Source organism: Comamonas sp. HJ-2 (genome assembly GCF_053615495.1).
The window spans coordinates 167323-184450 of the sequence record NZ_JBSIFD010000002.1 but is presented as its reverse complement, the minus strand read 5'-3'; the positions used below and the strand labels follow the sequence as shown (position 1 = coordinate 184450).

General features: G+C 60.3%; 15 protein-coding genes and 1 tRNA gene. 13 read left to right on the top strand and 3 right to left on the bottom strand.

Features of this window, described 5'->3' with window-relative positions; translation table 11 throughout:
* The first annotated feature begins 28 nt into the window (after positions 1 to 28).
* A complete protein-coding gene (gene tatC, locus ACWGXF_RS02375) occupies positions 29 to 841 on the top strand; it encodes a twin-arginine translocase subunit TatC (protein ID WP_034361342.1) in 813 nt (270 codons plus the stop codon).
* Between the two features lie 196 nt (positions 842 to 1037).
* Here the strand turns inward: tatC and ACWGXF_RS02370 are convergent, their stop codons facing one another.
* Entirely contained in the window at positions 1038 to 2198 is a 1161-nt protein-coding gene (locus tag ACWGXF_RS02370) for a Do family serine endopeptidase (RefSeq protein ID WP_039049604.1), read from the bottom strand.
* A 364-nt stretch (positions 2199 to 2562) separates the two neighbouring features.
* On the opposite strand from ACWGXF_RS02370, the gene ACWGXF_RS02365 reads away from it, so the two are divergent.
* The 3 genes from ACWGXF_RS02365 to pdxA all read left to right on the top strand — a co-directional run bounded on the left by ACWGXF_RS02365 (position 2563) and on the right by pdxA (position 5874).
* Positions 2563 to 3888 (top strand): MFS transporter, encoded by a 1326-nt coding sequence (locus tag ACWGXF_RS02365; protein WP_229228143.1) that lies wholly within the window; start codon positions 2563 to 2565, stop codon positions 3886 to 3888.
* Between the two features lie 103 nt (positions 3889 to 3991).
* Positions 3992 to 4744 carry a Nif3-like dinuclear metal center hexameric protein gene (locus tag ACWGXF_RS02360; RefSeq protein WP_179625540.1) on the top strand — a complete coding sequence of 251 codons (753 nt, stop codon included), beginning with the start codon at positions 3992 to 3994 and terminating at the stop codon, positions 4742 to 4744.
* A gap of 71 nt (positions 4745 to 4815) precedes the next feature.
* The gene (gene pdxA, locus ACWGXF_RS02355) at positions 4816 to 5874 is read left to right on the top strand and encodes a 4-hydroxythreonine-4-phosphate dehydrogenase PdxA (protein ID WP_080771220.1); all 1059 of its coding nucleotides are present in this window, start codon (positions 4816 to 4818) and stop codon (positions 5872 to 5874) included.
* A gap of 158 nt (positions 5875 to 6032) precedes the next feature.
* Here pdxA and mscL read toward each other — a convergent pair whose 3' ends face one another.
* Positions 6033 to 6467 carry a large conductance mechanosensitive channel protein MscL gene (gene mscL, locus ACWGXF_RS02350; RefSeq protein WP_003062168.1) on the bottom strand — a complete coding sequence of 145 codons (435 nt, stop codon included), beginning with the start codon at positions 6465 to 6467 and terminating at the stop codon, positions 6033 to 6035.
* Positions 6468 to 6616: 149 nt separating this feature from the next.
* On the opposite strand from mscL, the gene petA reads away from it, so the two are divergent.
* From petA to ACWGXF_RS02320, 6 genes are all read left to right on the top strand, one after another.
* A complete protein-coding gene (gene petA / locus ACWGXF_RS02345) occupies positions 6617 to 7219 on the top strand; it encodes a ubiquinol-cytochrome c reductase iron-sulfur subunit (RefSeq protein ID WP_003062170.1) in 603 nt (200 codons plus the stop codon).
* A 14-nt stretch (positions 7220 to 7233) separates the two neighbouring features.
* Positions 7234 to 8649 (top strand): cytochrome b, encoded by a 1416-nt coding sequence (locus tag ACWGXF_RS02340; RefSeq protein WP_003062172.1) that lies wholly within the window; start codon positions 7234 to 7236, stop codon positions 8647 to 8649.
* A 17-nt stretch (positions 8650 to 8666) separates the two neighbouring features.
* Complete coding sequence (locus ACWGXF_RS02335; protein WP_003062174.1) at positions 8667 to 9422, top strand: cytochrome c1; 756 nt, start codon at positions 8667 to 8669, stop codon at positions 9420 to 9422.
* Positions 9423 to 9522: 100 nt separating this feature from the next.
* Positions 9523 to 10134: a glutathione S-transferase N-terminal domain-containing protein gene (locus ACWGXF_RS02330; protein ID WP_003058564.1), complete on the top strand. Its 612-nt coding sequence runs from the start codon at positions 9523 to 9525 to the stop codon at positions 10132 to 10134.
* 99 nt (positions 10135 to 10233) lie between these two features.
* Positions 10234 to 10737, top strand: coding sequence for a ClpXP protease specificity-enhancing factor (locus ACWGXF_RS02325; protein ID WP_256629789.1), 504 nt, complete (start codon positions 10234 to 10236; stop codon positions 10735 to 10737).
* An 84-nt stretch (positions 10738 to 10821) separates the two neighbouring features.
* A tRNA-Thr gene (locus tag ACWGXF_RS02320) sits at positions 10822 to 10897 on the top strand.
* A 56-nt stretch (positions 10898 to 10953) separates the two neighbouring features.
* Here the strand turns inward: ACWGXF_RS02320 and ACWGXF_RS02315 are convergent.
* On the bottom strand, positions 10954 to 11259 hold the full coding sequence (locus ACWGXF_RS02315) for a hypothetical protein (protein WP_003062178.1): 306 nt from the start codon (positions 11257 to 11259) through the stop codon (positions 10954 to 10956).
* Between the two features lie 315 nt (positions 11260 to 11574).
* Here ACWGXF_RS02315 and secA point away from each other — a divergent pair, with 315 nt between their 5' ends.
* The 3 genes from secA to ACWGXF_RS02300 all read left to right on the top strand — a co-directional run bounded on the left by secA (position 11575) and on the right by ACWGXF_RS02300 (position 17127).
* On the top strand, positions 11575 to 14334 hold the full coding sequence (gene secA / locus ACWGXF_RS02310) for a preprotein translocase subunit SecA (protein ID WP_003062180.1): 2760 nt from the start codon (positions 11575 to 11577) through the stop codon (positions 14332 to 14334).
* Between the two features lie 347 nt (positions 14335 to 14681).
* The gene (gene argJ, locus ACWGXF_RS02305) at positions 14682 to 15911 is read left to right on the top strand and encodes a bifunctional glutamate N-acetyltransferase/amino-acid acetyltransferase ArgJ (RefSeq protein ID WP_256629790.1); all 1230 of its coding nucleotides are present in this window, start codon (positions 14682 to 14684) and stop codon (positions 15909 to 15911) included.
* Positions 15912 to 16191: 280 nt separating this feature from the next.
* Complete coding sequence (locus ACWGXF_RS02300; RefSeq protein WP_256631304.1) at positions 16192 to 17127, top strand: ATP-binding protein; 936 nt, start codon at positions 16192 to 16194, stop codon at positions 17125 to 17127.
* Position 17128: the final 1 nt, after the last annotated feature.

Below are 17128 nucleotides of genomic sequence, written 5' to 3'. Positions count from 1 at the left end.
CGATCGGGCTCCGACGCGGTTTTGCACCATGTCCGAACCCTCTAAAGAAGACGAACTCGCCGGTACGGAGCAGCCGTTTGTCCAGCACCTGATGGAGCTGCGTGACCGCCTGCTCTACAGCCTGTATGGCGTTTTGATCGGCGTCGGGCTGCTGATGTTCTGGCCGGGCCCCGATGGCCTGATTGACTTCATCGCCCTGCCCATCAAGGAGCATATGCCGCCCGGCGCCAAGCTGATTGCGGTGGGCGTTTTCTCGCCCTTCTTTGTGCCGCTCAAGGTGCTGATGATGGTGGCCGTGCTGCTGGCGCTGCCCTGGATCATGTACCAGATCTGGGCCTTTGTGGCACCGGGCCTGTACAGCCACGAGAAGAAGTTCGCCCTGCCGCTGATCCTGTTCGGCAGCTTGCTGGCCTATGCCGGCATTGCCTTCGTACAGTTCTTTGTGCTGGGCAATATGTTCAAGTTCATCCAGCACTTCACGCCGGCCAGCGTGGCGGCAACACCCGACATCGCCTCGTATGTGGAAGCGATTCTGTCGCTTTACATCGCTTTTGCGGCGGCTTTCCAGGTGCCCATCGTGGTGATGCTGCTGGTGCGCTTTGGCCTGGTGGAGATTGAAAAGCTCAAGGCCTTTCGCGGCTATTTCGTGGTGCTGGCCTTTGTGATTGCGGCCGTCATCACGCCGCCCGATGTGATTTCCCAGCTGGCCCTGGCCTTGCCCATGTGCCTGCTCTACGAGATCGGCATTCTGGGGGCCGGCTGGTTCAGCCGGGTATCGCGTGCGCCCGATGCCGAGGAAGGCACGGGCACGGAAGTGGAAAAATCCACTGACGGCCACTGATCTTCGTTCCCGACCTCCTGCAAAGCCCTTGAAGCGATTCAAGGGCTTTTGTTTTGATAGCTGTCAGAGCTTTACCTGCAAGCGTTAGAGCCGTATTTTCTAATGGTATGTGATGGCCCGCTGCAGCCTGCAACAGGCCGCACCATGAAAAAAGCCAGCGACCGGCGCTGGCTGGTGGACTTGTTGGCAGTACCCGTCAACGACGGGGACGGCTCTGCTGCTGCAAGGTGCTGGCTGCTGGGCGGGCTCCCGGAGTGATGTCCAGCATGACTTCGCTGTCGCCGCGGCGCACATCGAACTTGGCGGCTTCGCCGGGCTTGAGCGAGGCCACGGCCGTCAGCAGCTCGGAGACATTGCGGGTCGCGGTCTCGCCCACCTTGACGATCACGTCGCCGGGGCGCATGCCGGCCTGGGCGGCGGGGCCGGCCTGCAGCACGCCGGTGATGATGACGCCGGCATCGGCCTTGACGCCAAAGGTCTCGGCCAGCTCGGGTGAGAGTTCGTTGGGCTCCACGCCGATCCAGCCGCGCGTGACCTTGCCGTCCTTGACGATGCCGTCCAGCACCATCTTGGCTGTGGAGACGGGAATCGCGAACCCGATGCCCATGCTGCCGCCAGAGCGCGAGTAGATGGCCGTGTTGATGCCCAGCAGATTGCCGTTGGCATCCACCAGCGCACCGCCGGAGTTGCCGGGGTTGATGGCAGCGTCGGTCTGGATGAAGTTCTCGAAGGTGTTGATGCCCAGCTGGCTGCGGCCCAGAGCGCTGATGATGCCGCTGGTCACTGTCTGGCCCACGCCGAAGGGGTTGCCGATGGCCAGCACGCGGTCGCCCACAGCGACCTGATCGGAGTTGCCCAGCACGATGACGGGCAGCTTGTCGAGCTCGATCTTGAGAATGGCCAGATCGGTCTCGGGGTCTGTTCCAATGATCTTGGCCTTGGCCTGACGGCTATCGGTCAGCGTGACCTCGATATCGTCGGCGCCTTCCACCACATGGTTGTTGGTGAGGATGTAGCCATCTTGACTGATGATGACGCCGCTACCCAAACCAGATTGCTCTTGCGGACCCTGATCGCCAAAGAAGAACTGGAACCAGGGGTCGTTGGCGCGCGGGTGGCGAACCGCCTTGCTGGTGTTGATGCTGACCACGGCGGGCGAGGCCTTGCGCGCGGCAGGCGCAAAGCTGCCGGGAGCGACTTCACCCGCTGGAGTGGATGGAGCCTGCAGCAGCGAAACACCGGCACTGCTACGGATATTTCCGCGCTGAAGCCAAGTGGGCTGTAGGGTAGCCACTACAAAATAGATAGCCACCAGCACGGTGACGACCTGCGAAAACAGCAACCAGGTGCGTTTCATGTAATGCGTATAGGTAGTGAGGGGAACAAGCCCACATTGTGAAGCATGGCTGCGCCAGGCGTCGAAGCGAACATTTGCTTGCAAGCAAATGCATAACGCAAAGCATTGCAGAATGCAGGGCCCATGGCTATAGGACTGCAAGCACCTAAAGTTTTATGTGTCCAGGATATATGAGTGGAAACCCTAGAATGTTTTTTCGACTGCGCTTACGCCGCCGTTACTGAAGTGACTGCCCACAAGGTGCTCATATTCAGTCTGGTGTGGCTTTGCATCTGAAGCCCGCCGCAATCGGTCTGCCACTGCACGTTGACCCGTGATCAGCGGCCTTATCCGCGCTGTCCTGTTGTTCGATCTAGGAAACACCATGACTACGCTTGACCACGCTGCATCGGCTGACGCGCCGGCTGCAGCGCCGAATCGTCTCCTGAACCGGGAGGACTACAAGACCCTGGGCTTATCGGCCCTGGGCGGAACGCTGGAGTTTTACGACTTCGTGGTGTTCGTCTTTTTTGCCAATGTGATCGGCAGCCTGTTCTTTCCAGCCTCGCTGCCGGAGTGGATGCGCCAGCTGCAGACGCTGGGCATTTTCGCGGCCGGTTATCTGGCGCGCCCCATCGGCGGCATCTTGATTGCCCACTTCGGCGACATCCTGGGCCGCAAGAAGATGTTCACGCTGTCGGTGTTCCTGATGGCCGTGCCCACACTGGTCATCGGCCTGCTGCCGACCTATGAAACCATAGGCTTGGCCGCTCCCATCCTGCTGCTGCTGATGCGCGTGATGCAAGGTGCTGCCATCGGCGGTGAAATGCCCGGTGCCTGGGTGTTCGTGGCCGAGCATGCTCCCCAGAAGCGTTACGGCTTTGCGATCGGCGCACTGACCTCCGGCATTACCGGCGGCATTTTCCTGGGCTCCATCATCGGGGTGTGGCTCAACAGCACCTACAGCCAGGGCGAGATCCACGACTGGGCCTGGCGCCTGCCCTTCATCCTGGGCGGTGTCTTCGGTCTGGTGTCGGTGTATCTGCGCAAGTTCCTGCACGAGACTCCCATCTTCCAGGAGCTGCAGGCCCGCAAGGCCGCCGACCGCGAACTGCCGATCAAGACCATCCTGCGCGACCACCGCGAAGCCTGTGTCGTCGTGGCACTGATGACCTGGGTGCTGTCCACGGCGATCGTGGTGGTGATTCTGTTCACACCAGCCTATCTGCAAAAGGTGTTCCACATCGAACCTGCCATGGCCCTGAAGGCCAATGCAGTGGCGACCGTGACGCTGACCATAGGCTGCGTGTTCTGGGGCTGGCTGTCCGACAAGATCGGCACCAAGCTGACCATGCTCATCGGCTGGGGCGGCATGACGGCCACGGCCTATCTGTTCTACCTGAACCTGCCTGGCAACGAGGCATCGCTGATCTGCAACTATGCGACCGTGGGCTTCTTCGTGGGCTCCATCTCGCTGCTGCCCGTGGTGGGCGTGCGGGCCTTCCCGCCCGAGGTGCGCTTCACCGGTCTGTCCTTCTCCTACAACATGGCCTATGCCGTGTTCGGCGGTCTGACACCGATGCTGGTGTCCGTATGGCAGCAGGTGGATGTGATGGCTCCCGCCCACTATGTGGCGGCCATGGGCGTGCTGGGCATGGCCATGGGCTTCTGGCCCCTGGCCTGCAAGGGCTGGCAAGCCAAGAAGGCTTGAAGTCACTTGTTCTGATAAAAAAGGGCAGCTCTGAGCTGCCCTTTTTGCGTCTGTCAAAGCCTTGCTGGCCGGGTCTGCGTGCGGGCTTGGGCACAATCGAGCCATGAGCATTGAGCGAAACACCCTGTTATCCGTTTTCAACGGGCTGCTGCAGCCCGAACGTTTCAAGGACTACGGACCCAACGGCCTGCAGGTCGAAGGCAAGAGTGAGATTCGTCGCATCGTCAGCGGTGTGACGGCCAGTCGCGCCTTGATCGAGGCGGCGATCGAGGCCGGGGCCGATGCCGTCTTCGTGCACCACGGTCTGTTCTGGCGCGGCATGGATGGTCGCATCACGGGCTGGCTCAAGGAGCGCATCCGTCTGCTGCTGGCGCATGACATCAATCTGTTTGCCTATCACCTGCCGCTGGATGCCCATGCCGAACTGGGCAATAACGCGCAACTGGGTGCCAGGCTCGGCGTGCGGGGCCAGGCGGCCTTTGGCGAGCAGAACCTGGGCTGGCTGGCCGATGTGGACTTTGCCGATGCCGCCGCCCTGGCAGGGCATGTGCAAAGCGTGCTGGGGCGCAAGGTGACGCTGGCCGGTGCGCAAGAGCACAAGCCGATCCGCAGGCTGGCCTGGTGCACCGGAGGGGCGCAGGGCTTTTTCGAGTCCGCGATTGCCGCCGGCGCCGATGCCTATATCACCGGCGAGATCTCCGAGCCCCAGATGCATCTGGCACGCGAGATGGGCGTGAGCTTTATCGCTGCCGGCCATCATGCAACCGAGCGCTACGGCGCGCCGGCCGTGGCGGCCCATGTAGCCCGGGAGTGCGGGCTGGAGCACCGCTTCATCGATATCGACAACCCGGCCTGATCCGCCTCAGCCTTTCACTTTGATGACTGCAAGCACTTTGGAACAGGGGGCTTGCGGCAACTCTGATGCCTATGTCCGTCATTGCTTCAACCCAAACCATCGCCATCACCCAGGGCGACTGCGCAGGCATAGGGCCTGAAATCATCGCCAAGGCCTTCCGGGCTGCGCCGCAGGCCATGCGTGGCTGTTTTGTGGTGGGTGAGTTGCAGACTCTGCGCCGTGCCACAGCGCTGGCCGCCCGGGCCGCTGACGGCGATCAGGCCATCGCCCAGCCCGTGGTGGTGATCGATGAGCCGGGCGAAGCCTGGTCTGTTCCGGAGGGTGCTGTTGCACTGCTGAACCTGCCGGGGCTGGCGGGGCCTCAGCCCTATGGTCGGATTTGCGCGGCTGCCGGGCAGGCCGCGGCGCAATGCGTGGTCTGGGCCGCGCAGGCGGCTTTGCGTGGCGAGATTGCCGCCATGGTTACGGCTCCCTTGCATAAAGAGGCACTGCATCTGGCCGGCGTGACTTTTCCTGGGCATACGGAGCTGCTGCAGGCCGAGGCGGCCGTCCATGCGGGCGTTTCGCTGGAGCAGATGCCGGTGCGCATGATGCTGGCCAATGACGAGTTGCGCACCGTGCTGGTCAGCATCCATGTGTCGCTGCGCGAGGCCATCGAGGCCGTGACCGGGCCGCAGATTCTGCAGACCTTGCGCATCACGCATCAGGCGCTGGGCAGGAACCTGGGGCGCGCGCCTCGCATTGCTGTGGCTGGGCTCAATCCGCATGCGGGCGAGGGCGGTATCTTTGGACGTGAGGAAATCGAAATCATTGCCCCGGCGATCGCGGCAGCGCAGGCCGAAGGCATGAATGTGCAGGGACCGTTTGCGCCGGACACGGTCTTCATGCGGGCGCGAAATACGCCGGCCCACCCGGGTGAATTCGATGTGGTGTTGGCGATGTACCACGACCAAGGGTTGATCCCAGTCAAATATTTGGGTGTGGAAAAAGGCGTCAATGTGACCCTGGGTTTGCCGTTGGTACGCACCAGTCCCGACCATGGCACGGCTTTTGATATTGCCGGTCAGGGCGTGGCCGATGAGGCCAGCCTGCTTGAAGCCGTGCATATGGCCCGCAGCCTGGCGAGTTGATGGGACTTCAACTGCGGGTTCACCAGTCGTCAATGCTTCAGGCATCCAGGCACTTGCAGGAAGGATTCATGCATTGTGCTGGGTCGCGCCGAATGCTCGATGCCATGAAAAAAGCCTGCTGGAGGTCAGCAGGCTTTTTCTCACTGGGCTGAACGCTCTCAGGCCTTGCGATTGAGGCTGTCGCGGATCTCGCGCAGCAGCTGAATGTCTTCGGGCGTAGCGGGCGCTTGCTCCGGTGCAGGCGGAGCCTCGCGTTTGAGGCGGTTTATCTGTTTGACCATCATGAAAATGATGAAGGCCAGAATCACGAAGTTCACCGCAACCGTGATGAAGTTGCCATAGGCAAATACGGGAATGCCGGCTTTTTTCAGTGCATCCAGAGTGCGTGGAACTCCTTCGGGCATGGTGCCCAGAACGACGAATAGGTTGGAAAAATCCAGCTTGCCAAAGAACAGGCCCACCAGAGGCATGATGAGGTCGTTGACCACGGAATCAACGATTTTCCCGAACGCGCCGCCGATGATCACGCCCACGGCAAGATCCATGACGTTTCCCTTGATTGCGAACTCGCGGAATTCTTGCATCATGCCCATAAGCAGTTCCAGTCACTAAGAGTTTGAGATAGCGCAGTATTGCGTGACTTTGGCGGTTGTCAACGTCGGACTGGGGCTGGAATAACCATAACCCCACCGCTAGAATTTGCAGTTGACCCCAAATCAAGCGATGTACTTCGAGGAAATCCATGAGTGACTCTCCAGTCGACTCCAGCAAGCGCACGTGGATCATCACGTCAGCATGTGCTGGTGCCGTGGGCGGTGTGGCAACGGCCGTCCCTTTCGTGAGCTCCTTCCAGCCTTCTGAAAAAGCCAAAGCAGCAGGCGCTGCGGTAGAGGTGGATATCTCCAATCTCAAGGATGGTGAGAAGCTCACCGTCGAGTGGCGTGGCAAGCCGGTGTGGATCATCAAGCGCACACCCGAGCAGCTCAAGGACTTGCCCGGCCTCGATGGCGAACTGGCAGACCCGACCTCGGCGCGTCATCCCGAAGAGTTCACTCCTCCCTATGCGCGCAATGAAGCGCGCTCCATCAAGCCTGAAATCCTGGTGGTCGTGGGCATCTGCACGCATCTGGGCTGCTCTCCCACCGACAAGTTCGTCGCCGGGCCTCAGCCTTCGCTGCCTGCAGACTGGAAGGGCGGTTTCCTGTGCCCATGCCATGGCTCCACCTTTGACATGGCCGGCCGGGTGTTCAAGAACAAGCCAGCGCCGGACAACCTGCAAGTGCCGCCACATATGTATCTGTCCGACACCAAGCTGCTGATTGGTGAAGACACCAAGGCAGCCTGAGGGAGACAAGAACAATGGCTCACGAATTCAAGCAAATCGACCCGAACTCCACAACCGGAGCGAAGGCCATGAACTGGCTGGAGAACCGGTTTCCGACGGCATTCGATGCGTACCGCGTCCATATGTCGGAGTACTACGCTCCCAAGAACTTCAACTTCTGGTACATCTTCGGCTCGCTGGCGCTGCTGGTGCTGGTGATCCAGATCGTCACCGGCATCTTCCTGGTGATGCACTACAAGCCCGATGCCGAAAAGGCATTTGCTTCGGTGGAATACATCATGCGTGATGTGCCCTGGGGCTGGCTGATCCGCTACATGCACTCCACAGGCGCCTCGGCGTTCTTTGTGGTGGTCTATCTGCATATGTTCCGCGGTCTTCTGTACGGTTCTTACCGCAAACCGCGTGAGCTGGTCTGGATCTTCGGCTGCGCCATCTTCCTGGTGCTGATGGCCGAAGCCTTCATGGGCTATCTGCTGCCCTGGGGCCAGATGTCGTACTGGGGCGCCCAGGTGATCGTGAACCTGTTCTCCGCCATCCCCTTTGTCGGTCCCGATCTGGCTCTGCTGATCCGTGGCGACTATGTGGTGGGCGATGCGACTCTGAACCGCTTCTTCAGCTTCCACGTGATCGCCGTGCCTCTGGTGCTGCTGGGTCTGGTGGTTGCGCATTTGCTGGCGCTGCACGATGTGGGCTCCAACAATCCCGACGGTATCGAGATCAAGGGCCCGAATGCGCCCAAGGATGAAAAGGGCCGCCCTCTGGATGGCGTGCCCTTTCATCCTTACTACACGGTGCATGACATCTTTGGCGTGACGGTGTTCCTGTTCCTGTTCTCGGCCGTGGTGTTCTTTGCGCCCGAGTTCGGCGGCTACTTCCTGGAGTACAACAACTTCATCCCTGCCGACCCGCTCAAGACGCCCAATCACATTGCCCCTGTCTGGTATTTCACGCCCTTCTATTCGATGTTGCGTGCCATCACCAGCGAGATGATGTATGTGCTGATCGCCTGCGTGGTGCTGGGTGCCGGCTACGGCATTCTCAAGTCGCGTCTGCCCGGTTTTGCCAAGGGTGCTGTCGCCATCGTGGCCCTGGGTGCCATCGCCATGATGCTGTCCATCGATGCCAAGTTCTGGGGCGTGGTCGTCATGGGTGGTGCGGTCATCATCCTGTTTGCCCTGCCCTGGCTCGATTGCAGCCCGGTCAAGTCGATCCGCTATCGCCCCAGCTGGCACAAATATGTGTATGCAGTGTTTGTGGTGAACTTCGTCGTCCTGGCCTATCTGGGGGTGCAGCCTCCGTCGCCGGTGGGCGAGAAGGTGTCGCAGGTCGGCACGCTGTTCTACTTCGGCTTCTTCCTGCTCATGCCCTGGTGGAGCCGCTTGGGTGAAACCAAGCCCGTGCCCGAGCGTGTCACCTTCAAGCCTCACTGAAGCAGGAGAGAACAAGAATGAAGAAACTGATTCTGACCCTGGTTGCAGCCCTGGGTATTGCCGGTGCAGCGCAAGCTTCTGAAGGCGGCATCCACTGGGACAAGGCGCCAGTCAACACCAGCGACACGGCATCCCTGCAAAATGGTGCCAAGATCTTTGTCAACTACTGCCTGAGCTGCCACTCCGCTGCCTTCATGCGTTTCAATCGCTTGAAGGACATCGGTCTGACCGATCAGGACATCAAGGACAATCTGTTGTTCACCACCGACAAGGTGGGTGAGACCATGAAGGCAGCCATCAATCCAAAGGAAGCCAAGGAGTGGTTCGGTGCCAACCCTCCCGACCTGACCGTGATCGCGCGCTCGCGTGCCGGCTCGGGCGGCTCGGGCGCTGATTACCTGTATACCTTCTTGCGTACTTTCTACAGGGATGACACCAAGGCCACGGGCTGGAATAATCTTGCCTTTCCCAGCGTAGGCATGCCGCATGCGCTGTGGGAGCTGCAGGGTGAGCGTCGCGCCATCTTCGAAGAGCATGACGACCATGGAACTAAGACCCAGGTCTTCAAGGGTTGGGAGCAGGTGTCTCCTGGCAAGATGAGCGCAGTGCAGTACGATCAGGCAGTTGGCGATCTGGTGAATTACCTGCAATGGATGGGGGAGCCGGCTCAGAACACCCGAACCCGTATCGGGGTGGGCGTGTTGATTTTCCTGGCCTTCTTCATCTTTATCGCTTGGCGCCTGAATGCCGCGTTCTGGAAAGACGTGAAATAGGCTTTGCCGCCGTGCAGAAGTTGTCTGCAGCCAAACCGTGTTAGTGCAGAGTGGGGTGCCGTGGGCAACCCACTCTTTTTGATTTTTAGGAGTCTCCACCATGATGGTGCTTTATTCGGGAACGACTTGCCCCTTCTCACACCGCTGCCGCTTTGTGCTGTTTGAAAAAGGCATGGATTTCGAGATCCGCGATGTGGACTTGTTCAGCAAGCCCGAAGAAATCGCCGTGATGAACCCCTATGGTCAAGTGCCAATCCTGGTCGAGCGCGACCTGATTCTGTACGAGTCCAACATCATCAACGAGTACATCGATGAGCGCTTTCCCCATCCCCAGCTGATGCCTGGCGACCCTGTGGACCGTGCCCGTGTGCGCCTGTTCCTGCTGAACTTCGAAAAGGAACTGTTCGTGCACGTGAGCGCTCTGGAAGAGCGCAACGTCAAGGGCAATGAAAAGGCTCTGGAGAAGGCTCGTGCCCATATCCGTGACCGCCTGACCCAGATGGCGCCCATCTTCCTGAAGAACAAGTACATCATGGGCGAGAACTTCTCCATGCTGGATGTGGCCATTGCTCCCCTGCTGTGGCGCCTGGACTATTACGGCATCGAGCTGTCCAAGAATGCTGCCCCTCTGCTCAAGTATGCCGAGCGCATTTTCTCGCGCCCCGCTTACATTGAAGCACTGACTCCCTCTGAAAAGGTCATGCGCAAGTAATTGCACATGAGCTCAGAGCGGGCATGTTGAAGGGCTTTCCTTCATCTGCCCGCTTTTTTGTCTTTGCAATCTTCTGGATTTGATTCGTCAGGAAATGAGATGACAGCCCCTGAAACGACTTCAACCCGTCCGTATCTGCTGCGGGCATTGTTTGAATGGTGTACCGACAATGGTTTGACGCCGCATATTGCCGTGCGCGTGGACCGCAGCACCCAGGTGCCCATGGAGTTTGTGCGTGATGGTCAAATCGTGCTCAACATCAGCTATGACGCGACCAGCGGCCTGCTGATCGGCAATGAGTATGTTGAATTCAAGGCACGCTTTGGTGGCCAGCCACGGGAAATCATGGTGCCTGTGGCGAACGTCATGGCCATCTATGCCCGCGAGACCGGCCAGGGCATGGCCTTCCCGCCCGAGGAGGACGACGATGCGCCATCGATGGAGGATGCCGAGCCCGACATGGAGTCGGATGAGGAGTCCTCGGCCGAGCGTGTGGTGCAACTGGTTCCCGTCAAGGCGGAAACAGAAGCTTCCGGCGAAGATGATGCTCCTCGTACGCCGCCACCCGCAGGTGGTCGTCCGGCGCTCAAGCGTGTGAAGTAGTCCGGCCAGTGTTTTTGCCGGCAGATCGGGAAATTTCAGGATTCTTCTTTTGGGGCTGAATTTCTACGTTAGAATTCAGTCTTCGCCGGTTTAGCTCAGTTGGTAGAGCACCCGCCTTGTAAGCGGTAGGTCGTCAGTTCGAATCCGACAACCGGCACCAAACAAATAGGTCTCTTCGGAGGCCTTTTTTGTTTTTCTGCCTCTAAAAAGGTCTTGTCAGGCCTGAACCTTGATGCGGATGCTGTTGACAGCCCAGCCTTTGGTGCGCAGATGAGCCGCCATGGCCGGCAGCAATTGGCGCACTTTGGCAGCAGCAGCGTTGTTTTTAACAATCAGGCACCAGCCGTCTTCATCAATGGGGCCGGCCTGCAAGCTGGCGCGCAGCATGGGCGGAACCAGGGGTAAAACGGCTTTGAGCCGGTTGCTGGAGTCCTGAGTCAGTGCTGCCAGGCGCGCCAATGTGGGAGAAGACTCCATGGCATTGATGGCAGTTACGGCGTGATGGCGGCGAACAATGGTCATGCGAGCGGCAAACAGTTGGGCAAGGGCAAGCCCGAGCTTAGCTCAGCCGGGAATGAATGCCGCAGTGCCGGCTATTTGCGCGTGCGGTGCAATCCCATACGTGCTCTGGAGTGGCGAAAAGCCAAGGCAGGCTTGCGCGGTTAGAATCATTTTTTGGTCCTGTCCCTGTTTGGGGTGCGTCAGGAGGTTTTTTCACCCATTTCGGGTGTGGCTCTTGACTGCCGCAGGGACGGCCCCATCTGAAGACCAACAATCAAGGGATTCTGGACACATTGCTTTGCGCAACAGGCAAAAAAGCAATGTGCCTTCGCACGCATGGCCACCAATTTCCTCACCAAACTGTTCGGCAGCCGCAATGACCGGTTGCTCAAGCAATACCGTAAAACAGTCGCTCGCATCAATGCGATGGAGCCTGAGTACGAAAAGCTCAGCGATGAGGCATTGCGCGCCAAGACGCAGGAGTTCAAGGACCGCGTTGCCAAGGGCGAGGCGCTGGACGAGTTGTTGCCCGAAGCCTTTGCCGTAGTGCGTGAAGGCTCCAAGCGCGTCATGAAGATGCGTCACTTCGACGTGCAGATGCTGGGCGCCATGGCGCTGCATTACGGCAAGATTGCCGAAATGCGCACCGGAGAAGGCAAGACGCTGACCGCGACGCTGCCCGTGTACCTCAATGCCCTGTCGGGCGAGGGCGTGCATGTCGTGACCGTCAACGATTACCTGGCCAATCGCGATGCCACGACCATGGCTCGCCTCTACAACTTCCTCGGTCTGTCGGTGGGCATCAACCTGCCCAATCTGTCGCGCGAACAAAAGCAGCAGGCATACAACTCCGACATCACCTACGGCACGAACAACGAATACGGCTTCGACTACCTGCGTGACAACATGGTGTACGAGCCCGGCGACCGCGTGCAGCGCGTGCTGAACTACGCCATCGTCGACGAGGTGGACTCCATCCTGATCGACGAGGCGCGTACTCCGCTGATCATCTCCGGTCCGGCCGAAGATCACACGGCCATGTACGTGGCCATGAACCAGATCGTGCCGAACCTGGTGCGTCAGGAGGGCGAAGCCGATCCCCGTACGGGTGAAGGCGTGACCAAGCCCGGCGATTTCACGGTCGATGAGAAATCCCATCAGGTCTACCTGACCGATCAAGGCTATGAAGCGGCCGAGCGCCTGCTGGCCCATGCCGGCCTGATCGCCGAAGGCTCGTCCCTGTACGACCCCTCCAACATCTCTCTGGTGCATCATCTGTACGCCGCGCTGCGTGCCAACCAGCTGTATTTCCGCGACCAGCACTATGTGGTGCAGAACGACGAAATCGTGATCGTGGACGAGTTCACCGGCCGTCTGATGGCCGGTCGTCGCTGGAGCGATGGCCTGCACCAGGCCGTGGAAGCCAAGGAAGGTGTGGCCATCCAGGCCGAGAACCAGACCATGGCCTCGATCACCTTCCAGAACTACTTCCGTCTGTACAAGAAGCTGTCGGGCATGACCGGTACGGCCGACACCGAGGCCTACGAATTCCAGGAAATCTATGGCCTGGAAACCGTGGTGGTGCCGCCCAACAAGCCCAGCAAGCGCCAGGACCAGCTCGATCGCGTCTACAAGACCACCAAGGAAAAGTACGACGCGGCGATCAAGGACATCCGCGAGTGCTACGAGCGCGGCCAGCCCGTGCTGGTCGGCACGACCTCGATCGAGAACTCCGAAATCATCGACCAGCTGCTGACGCGCGAAAAGCTGCCCCATCAGGTGCTCAACGCCAAGCAGCATGAGCGCGAGGCCGACATCATTGCCCAGGCGGGCAGCGAAGGCATGATCACCATCGCCACCAATATGGCCGGTCGTGGTACCGACATCGTGCTGGGCGGCAATATCGACAAGCAGCTCAAGGCCATCGAGAGCAACGAGGCGCTCAGCGAGACCGAGCGCCAGCAGCAGATCGAGCAGCTGCGTGCCGACTGGCAGGTGGCCCACGACAAGATCGTGGCACTGGGCGGTCTGCGCATCATCGCCACCGAGCGTCATGAGTCGCGCCGTATCGACAACCAGCTGCGCGGCCGCTCGGGCCGCCAGGGCGACCCCGGCTCTTCGCGTTTCTATCTGAGCCTGGACGACCAGCTGATGCGCATCTTCGCGGGCGACCGAGTCAAGGCCATCATGGACCGCCTGAAGATGCCCGAAGGCGAAGCCATCGAGGCCGGCATCGTGACCCGCTCCATCGAGTCGGCGCAGCGCAAGGTCGAAGCACGCAACTTCGACATGCGCAAGCAACTGCTCGAATATGACGACGTGGCCAACGACCAGCGCAAGGTGATCTACCAGCAGCGCAACGACATTCTGGATTCCACAGACCTGAATGGCATGCTGGCCGCGATGCGCGAGGACGTGATCACCGACCTGGTGCGTCAGTACGTGCCGGCCGAGTCCATGGAAGAGCAGTGGGATGTGCCCGGCCTGGAGAAGGCGCTGGCCAGCGAATGGCAGATCGATCTTTCCTTGCAGCAGGACGTGGCGGGTTCCGAATCCATCACCGACGAAGACATTCTGGAGAAGGTCGTCAAGGCGGCCCACGATCTGTTCGACGCCAAGGTGGCCATGATCGGCCAGGAGAACTTCACGCAATTCCAGCGTGCCGTGCTGCTGCAGAGCTTCGACACCAACTGGCGCGACCACCTGGCCGCGCTGGACTATCTGCGCCAGGGCATTCACCTGCGCGGCTATGCCCAGAAGCAGCCCAAGCAGGAATACAAGCGCGAGGCTTTCGAGCTGTTCCGCCAGCTGATCGATCAGGTCAAGACCGAAGTCACCCGCGTGCTGATGACGGTCCAGGTCCGCTCGCGCGAAGAGATGGACGAAGCCGCCGTCGCCATGAACGAGCGCGGTGCGCAGAGCCTGGAGCACATGAGTTATGCCTCGCCCTCGGAAACCGAAGGCATGAGCATCGAGGACGACGTGATGCTGGCCGAGCCTCTGGCCATGCCCGAGGGCGTGCACGTGGGCCGCAACGACCCTTGCCCCTGCGGCAGCGGCAAGAAGTTCAAGCTTTGCCACGGCAAGCTGTCCTGACCCCCTGAGGCGCTTCGCGCATTGCTCCAAGGGGAACTCACGGCCCAGCCGTGAGGATGGCTCTGGCTTGGGTAGTGCGTCTCAAGCTGCATTTACAACACGGGCATTGGCCCGTGTTTGCATTTGTGCGTTGGCTTTTTACTCGGGCAATGCCAGTAAAGCCTGAGGTCGGCTTGATTGTTCCGATAATGGGGAACGTTTTAACTTTCGACCCCTAGGCTGCTGCACGGGGCGCGCTCTTGGCCGGAGACATCGAGCAAGAGCCGCCTCGCGGCGAAGATGTCGTCCCCCTCAGGGGGAAGCCGCGCAGCGGCTCAGGGGGAGGCTTTCCTCAGGAACATACAGAAATGTCCGTGAATCTTTCCGCTCCCGTCGCCGCTGATCTGCTGGCGATCAATGGCGTTCGCATTGGCGTTACCGAAGCCGGCGTGCGCAAGGCCAATCGCAAGGACCTGACGGTGTTCCTGCTCGACGAAGGCGCCTCGGTGGCCGGCGTGTTCACCCAGAACCGTTTCTGCGCCGCTCCCGTGCAGATCTGCCGCGAGCATCTGGCGGCCGGCACCGGCATCCGCGCCATGGTCATCAACACCGGCAATGCCAATGCAGGCACCGGCGCCGCCGGTCTGGCCAATGCCCGCGCCACCTGCGCGGCTCTGGCCAAGGAGCTGGACCTGAACGCGGGCCAGATCCTGCCTTTTTCCACCGGCGTGATCATGGAAGAGCTGCCCGTGGACCGCATCGTGGCGGGCATGCCCAAGGCCATTGCTGCTGCCAAGGCGGATAACTGGGCCACGGCTGCCGAAGGCATCATGACCACCGACACCTTGCCCAAGGCTTTCAGCCGCAGCGTCAGCATTGGCGGCAAGACGGTTGCCATCACCGGCATCAGCAAGGGCGCGGGCATGATCCGCCCCAATATGGCGACCATGCTGGGCTTTCTGGCTACCGATGTGGCGATCGCACCCGAGCTGCTGCAGCCCCTGGTCAAGGAGTTGGCCGACGGCTCCTTCAACCGCGTGACCATCGATGGCGACACCTCCACCAATGACTCGTTCGTGCTGATCGCCACCCACAAGGCAGGCAATGCCCAGATCAAGGAGCTCTCCAGCGCCGAAGGCGAGCAGCTCAAGGCAGCATTGCTGGAAGTGGCACAAAAGCTCGCCCAAGCGATTGTTCGCGATGGCGAGGGCGCCACCAAGTTCATCAGCGTCAAGGTCGAGGGCGGCAAGAATGAGGAAGAGTGCCGTTTGGTTGCTTACTCCATTGCCCACTCGCCCCTGGTCAAGACGGCCTTTTTTGCTTCCGACCCCAACCTGGGCCGCATCCTGGCCGCTGTGGGCTATGCCGGCATTGCCGACCTGGACCAGACCAAGATCGATCTGTACCTGGACGATGTGCATGTGGTGGTCGACGGCGGCCGCAATCCTTCTTACAAGGAAGAAGACGGTCAGCGCGTGATGAAGCAGCAGGAGATCGTGGTGCGCGTGGTGCTGGGTCGTGGCGATGCCGCGCAAACGGTATGGACCTGCGATCTGAGTCACGAATATGTGACCATCAATGCTGATTACCGGTCGTAAATGATCACCCCCTGAGCGGCGGCGCCTGGGCGGCTCCGCCGCTTCCCCCTCTCTCTACGCGCTGCGCGCTATGGGAGGGGGACGACAGCCTCGCTGCGCGGCGGCGCTTGCTCGCTGTCTCTGGTTTGGGGTGCGCCAGTTTTAAAGTGATAGGGCTATAAATTAAGCAGCTGCTATCGCTTGTATTTAGTTGATTTCAGTTATTTTTCTCATTGAAATCAAGCAGTATCAAGCGCTAACAGCTATAAAAACAGATGGAGATTCGATCGTGCAAGATGTGATGAACCCTTTGGAGCGCCTGGTCGAGCGTGCCGAGCAATTGATGCAGCGCATCGAGTCCGTGCTGCCCCAGCCCCTGCAGGCACCCGCCGACTGGGATGCGGCGATTGCCTGGCGCTACCGCAAGCGCGCCAACGGCTGCGGCGTGCTGGAGCCGGTGCGCCATGTGGGCGCCATGCAGCTGTCCGATCTGCAGAACATCGACGTGCAAAAGGAAAAGATTGCGCGCAATACCGAGCAGTTCGTCAGCGGTCGCACGGCCAACAACGTGTTGCTGACGGGTGCGCGCGGCACGGGCAAGTCCTCGCTGATCCGTGCCTGCCTGCACAGCTTTGCGCCCCAGGGCCTGCGTCTGATCGAGGTGGACAAGGCCGATCTGACCGATCTGCCCGACATCGTCGACGTGGTCGCCGGCCGCAGCGAGAAATTCATCATCTATTGCGACGATCTGAGCTTTGAAGAGGGCGAGCCCGGCTACAAGGCCATGAAGTCCATGCTGGATGGCTCGGTTTCCGCGGCCACGCCGAATGTGCTGGTCTATGCCACCAGCAATCGCCGCCATCTGCTGCCCGAGTACATGACGGACAACCTGGCGCAGCAAAAAGGCGAGAACGGCGAGATCCATCCCGGCGAGGTGGTGGAGGAAAAGATTTCCCTGTCCGAGCGCTTCGGTCTCTGGGTGAGCTTCTACCCCTTCAGCCAGGACGAGTATCTGCGCGTGGTGGCGCAGTGGCTGTCTGCGCTGGGCGTGGACCAGGCCACCATCGAGGCGGCCAGACCCGAAGCCCTGGTCTGGGCGCTGGAGCGCGGCTCGCGCAGCGGCCGTGTGGCCCACCAGTTCGCGCGCGACTACGCGGGCCGCAACGAGCGCCCCGTGACGGTCAAGAAGCGCATTGAAGATGTGGATGGTCTGGCTGAAGAAGCAGACCTGGAATGAA

What these genes read in the sequence shown, in the direction of transcription:
- petA (WP_003062170.1), top strand. Translation starts at nt 6,617, where the DNA reads ATGAGTGACTCTCCAGTCGACTCCAGCAAGCGCACGTGGATCATCACG.
- mscL (WP_003062168.1), bottom strand. Translation starts at nt 6,467, where the DNA reads ATGGGCATGATGCAAGAATTCCGCGAGTTCGCAATCAAGGGAAACGTC.
- ACWGXF_RS02330 (WP_003058564.1), top strand. Translation starts at nt 9,523, where the DNA reads ATGATGGTGCTTTATTCGGGAACGACTTGCCCCTTCTCACACCGCTGC.
- ACWGXF_RS02300 (WP_256631304.1), top strand. Translation starts at nt 16,192, where the DNA reads ATGAACCCTTTGGAGCGCCTGGTCGAGCGTGCCGAGCAATTGATGCAG.
- ACWGXF_RS02325 (WP_256629789.1), top strand. Translation starts at nt 10,234, where the DNA reads ATGACAGCCCCTGAAACGACTTCAACCCGTCCGTATCTGCTGCGGGCA.
- argJ (WP_256629790.1), top strand. Translation starts at nt 14,682, where the DNA reads ATGTCCGTGAATCTTTCCGCTCCCGTCGCCGCTGATCTGCTGGCGATC.
- pdxA (WP_080771220.1), top strand. Translation starts at nt 4,816, where the DNA reads ATGTCCGTCATTGCTTCAACCCAAACCATCGCCATCACCCAGGGCGAC.
- ACWGXF_RS02315 (WP_003062178.1), bottom strand. Translation starts at nt 11,259, where the DNA reads ATGACCATTGTTCGCCGCCATCACGCCGTAACTGCCATCAATGCCATG.
- ACWGXF_RS02360 (WP_179625540.1), top strand. Translation starts at nt 3,992, where the DNA reads ATGAGCATTGAGCGAAACACCCTGTTATCCGTTTTCAACGGGCTGCTG.
- ACWGXF_RS02340 (WP_003062172.1), top strand. Translation starts at nt 7,234, where the DNA reads ATGGCTCACGAATTCAAGCAAATCGACCCGAACTCCACAACCGGAGCG.
- secA (WP_003062180.1), top strand. Translation starts at nt 11,575, where the DNA reads ATGGCCACCAATTTCCTCACCAAACTGTTCGGCAGCCGCAATGACCGG.
- ACWGXF_RS02365 (WP_229228143.1), top strand. Translation starts at nt 2,563, where the DNA reads ATGACTACGCTTGACCACGCTGCATCGGCTGACGCGCCGGCTGCAGCG.
- ACWGXF_RS02370 (WP_039049604.1), bottom strand. Translation starts at nt 2,198, where the DNA reads ATGAAACGCACCTGGTTGCTGTTTTCGCAGGTCGTCACCGTGCTGGTG.
- tatC (WP_034361342.1), top strand. Translation starts at nt 29, where the DNA reads ATGTCCGAACCCTCTAAAGAAGACGAACTCGCCGGTACGGAGCAGCCG.
- ACWGXF_RS02335 (WP_003062174.1), top strand. Translation starts at nt 8,667, where the DNA reads ATGAAGAAACTGATTCTGACCCTGGTTGCAGCCCTGGGTATTGCCGGT.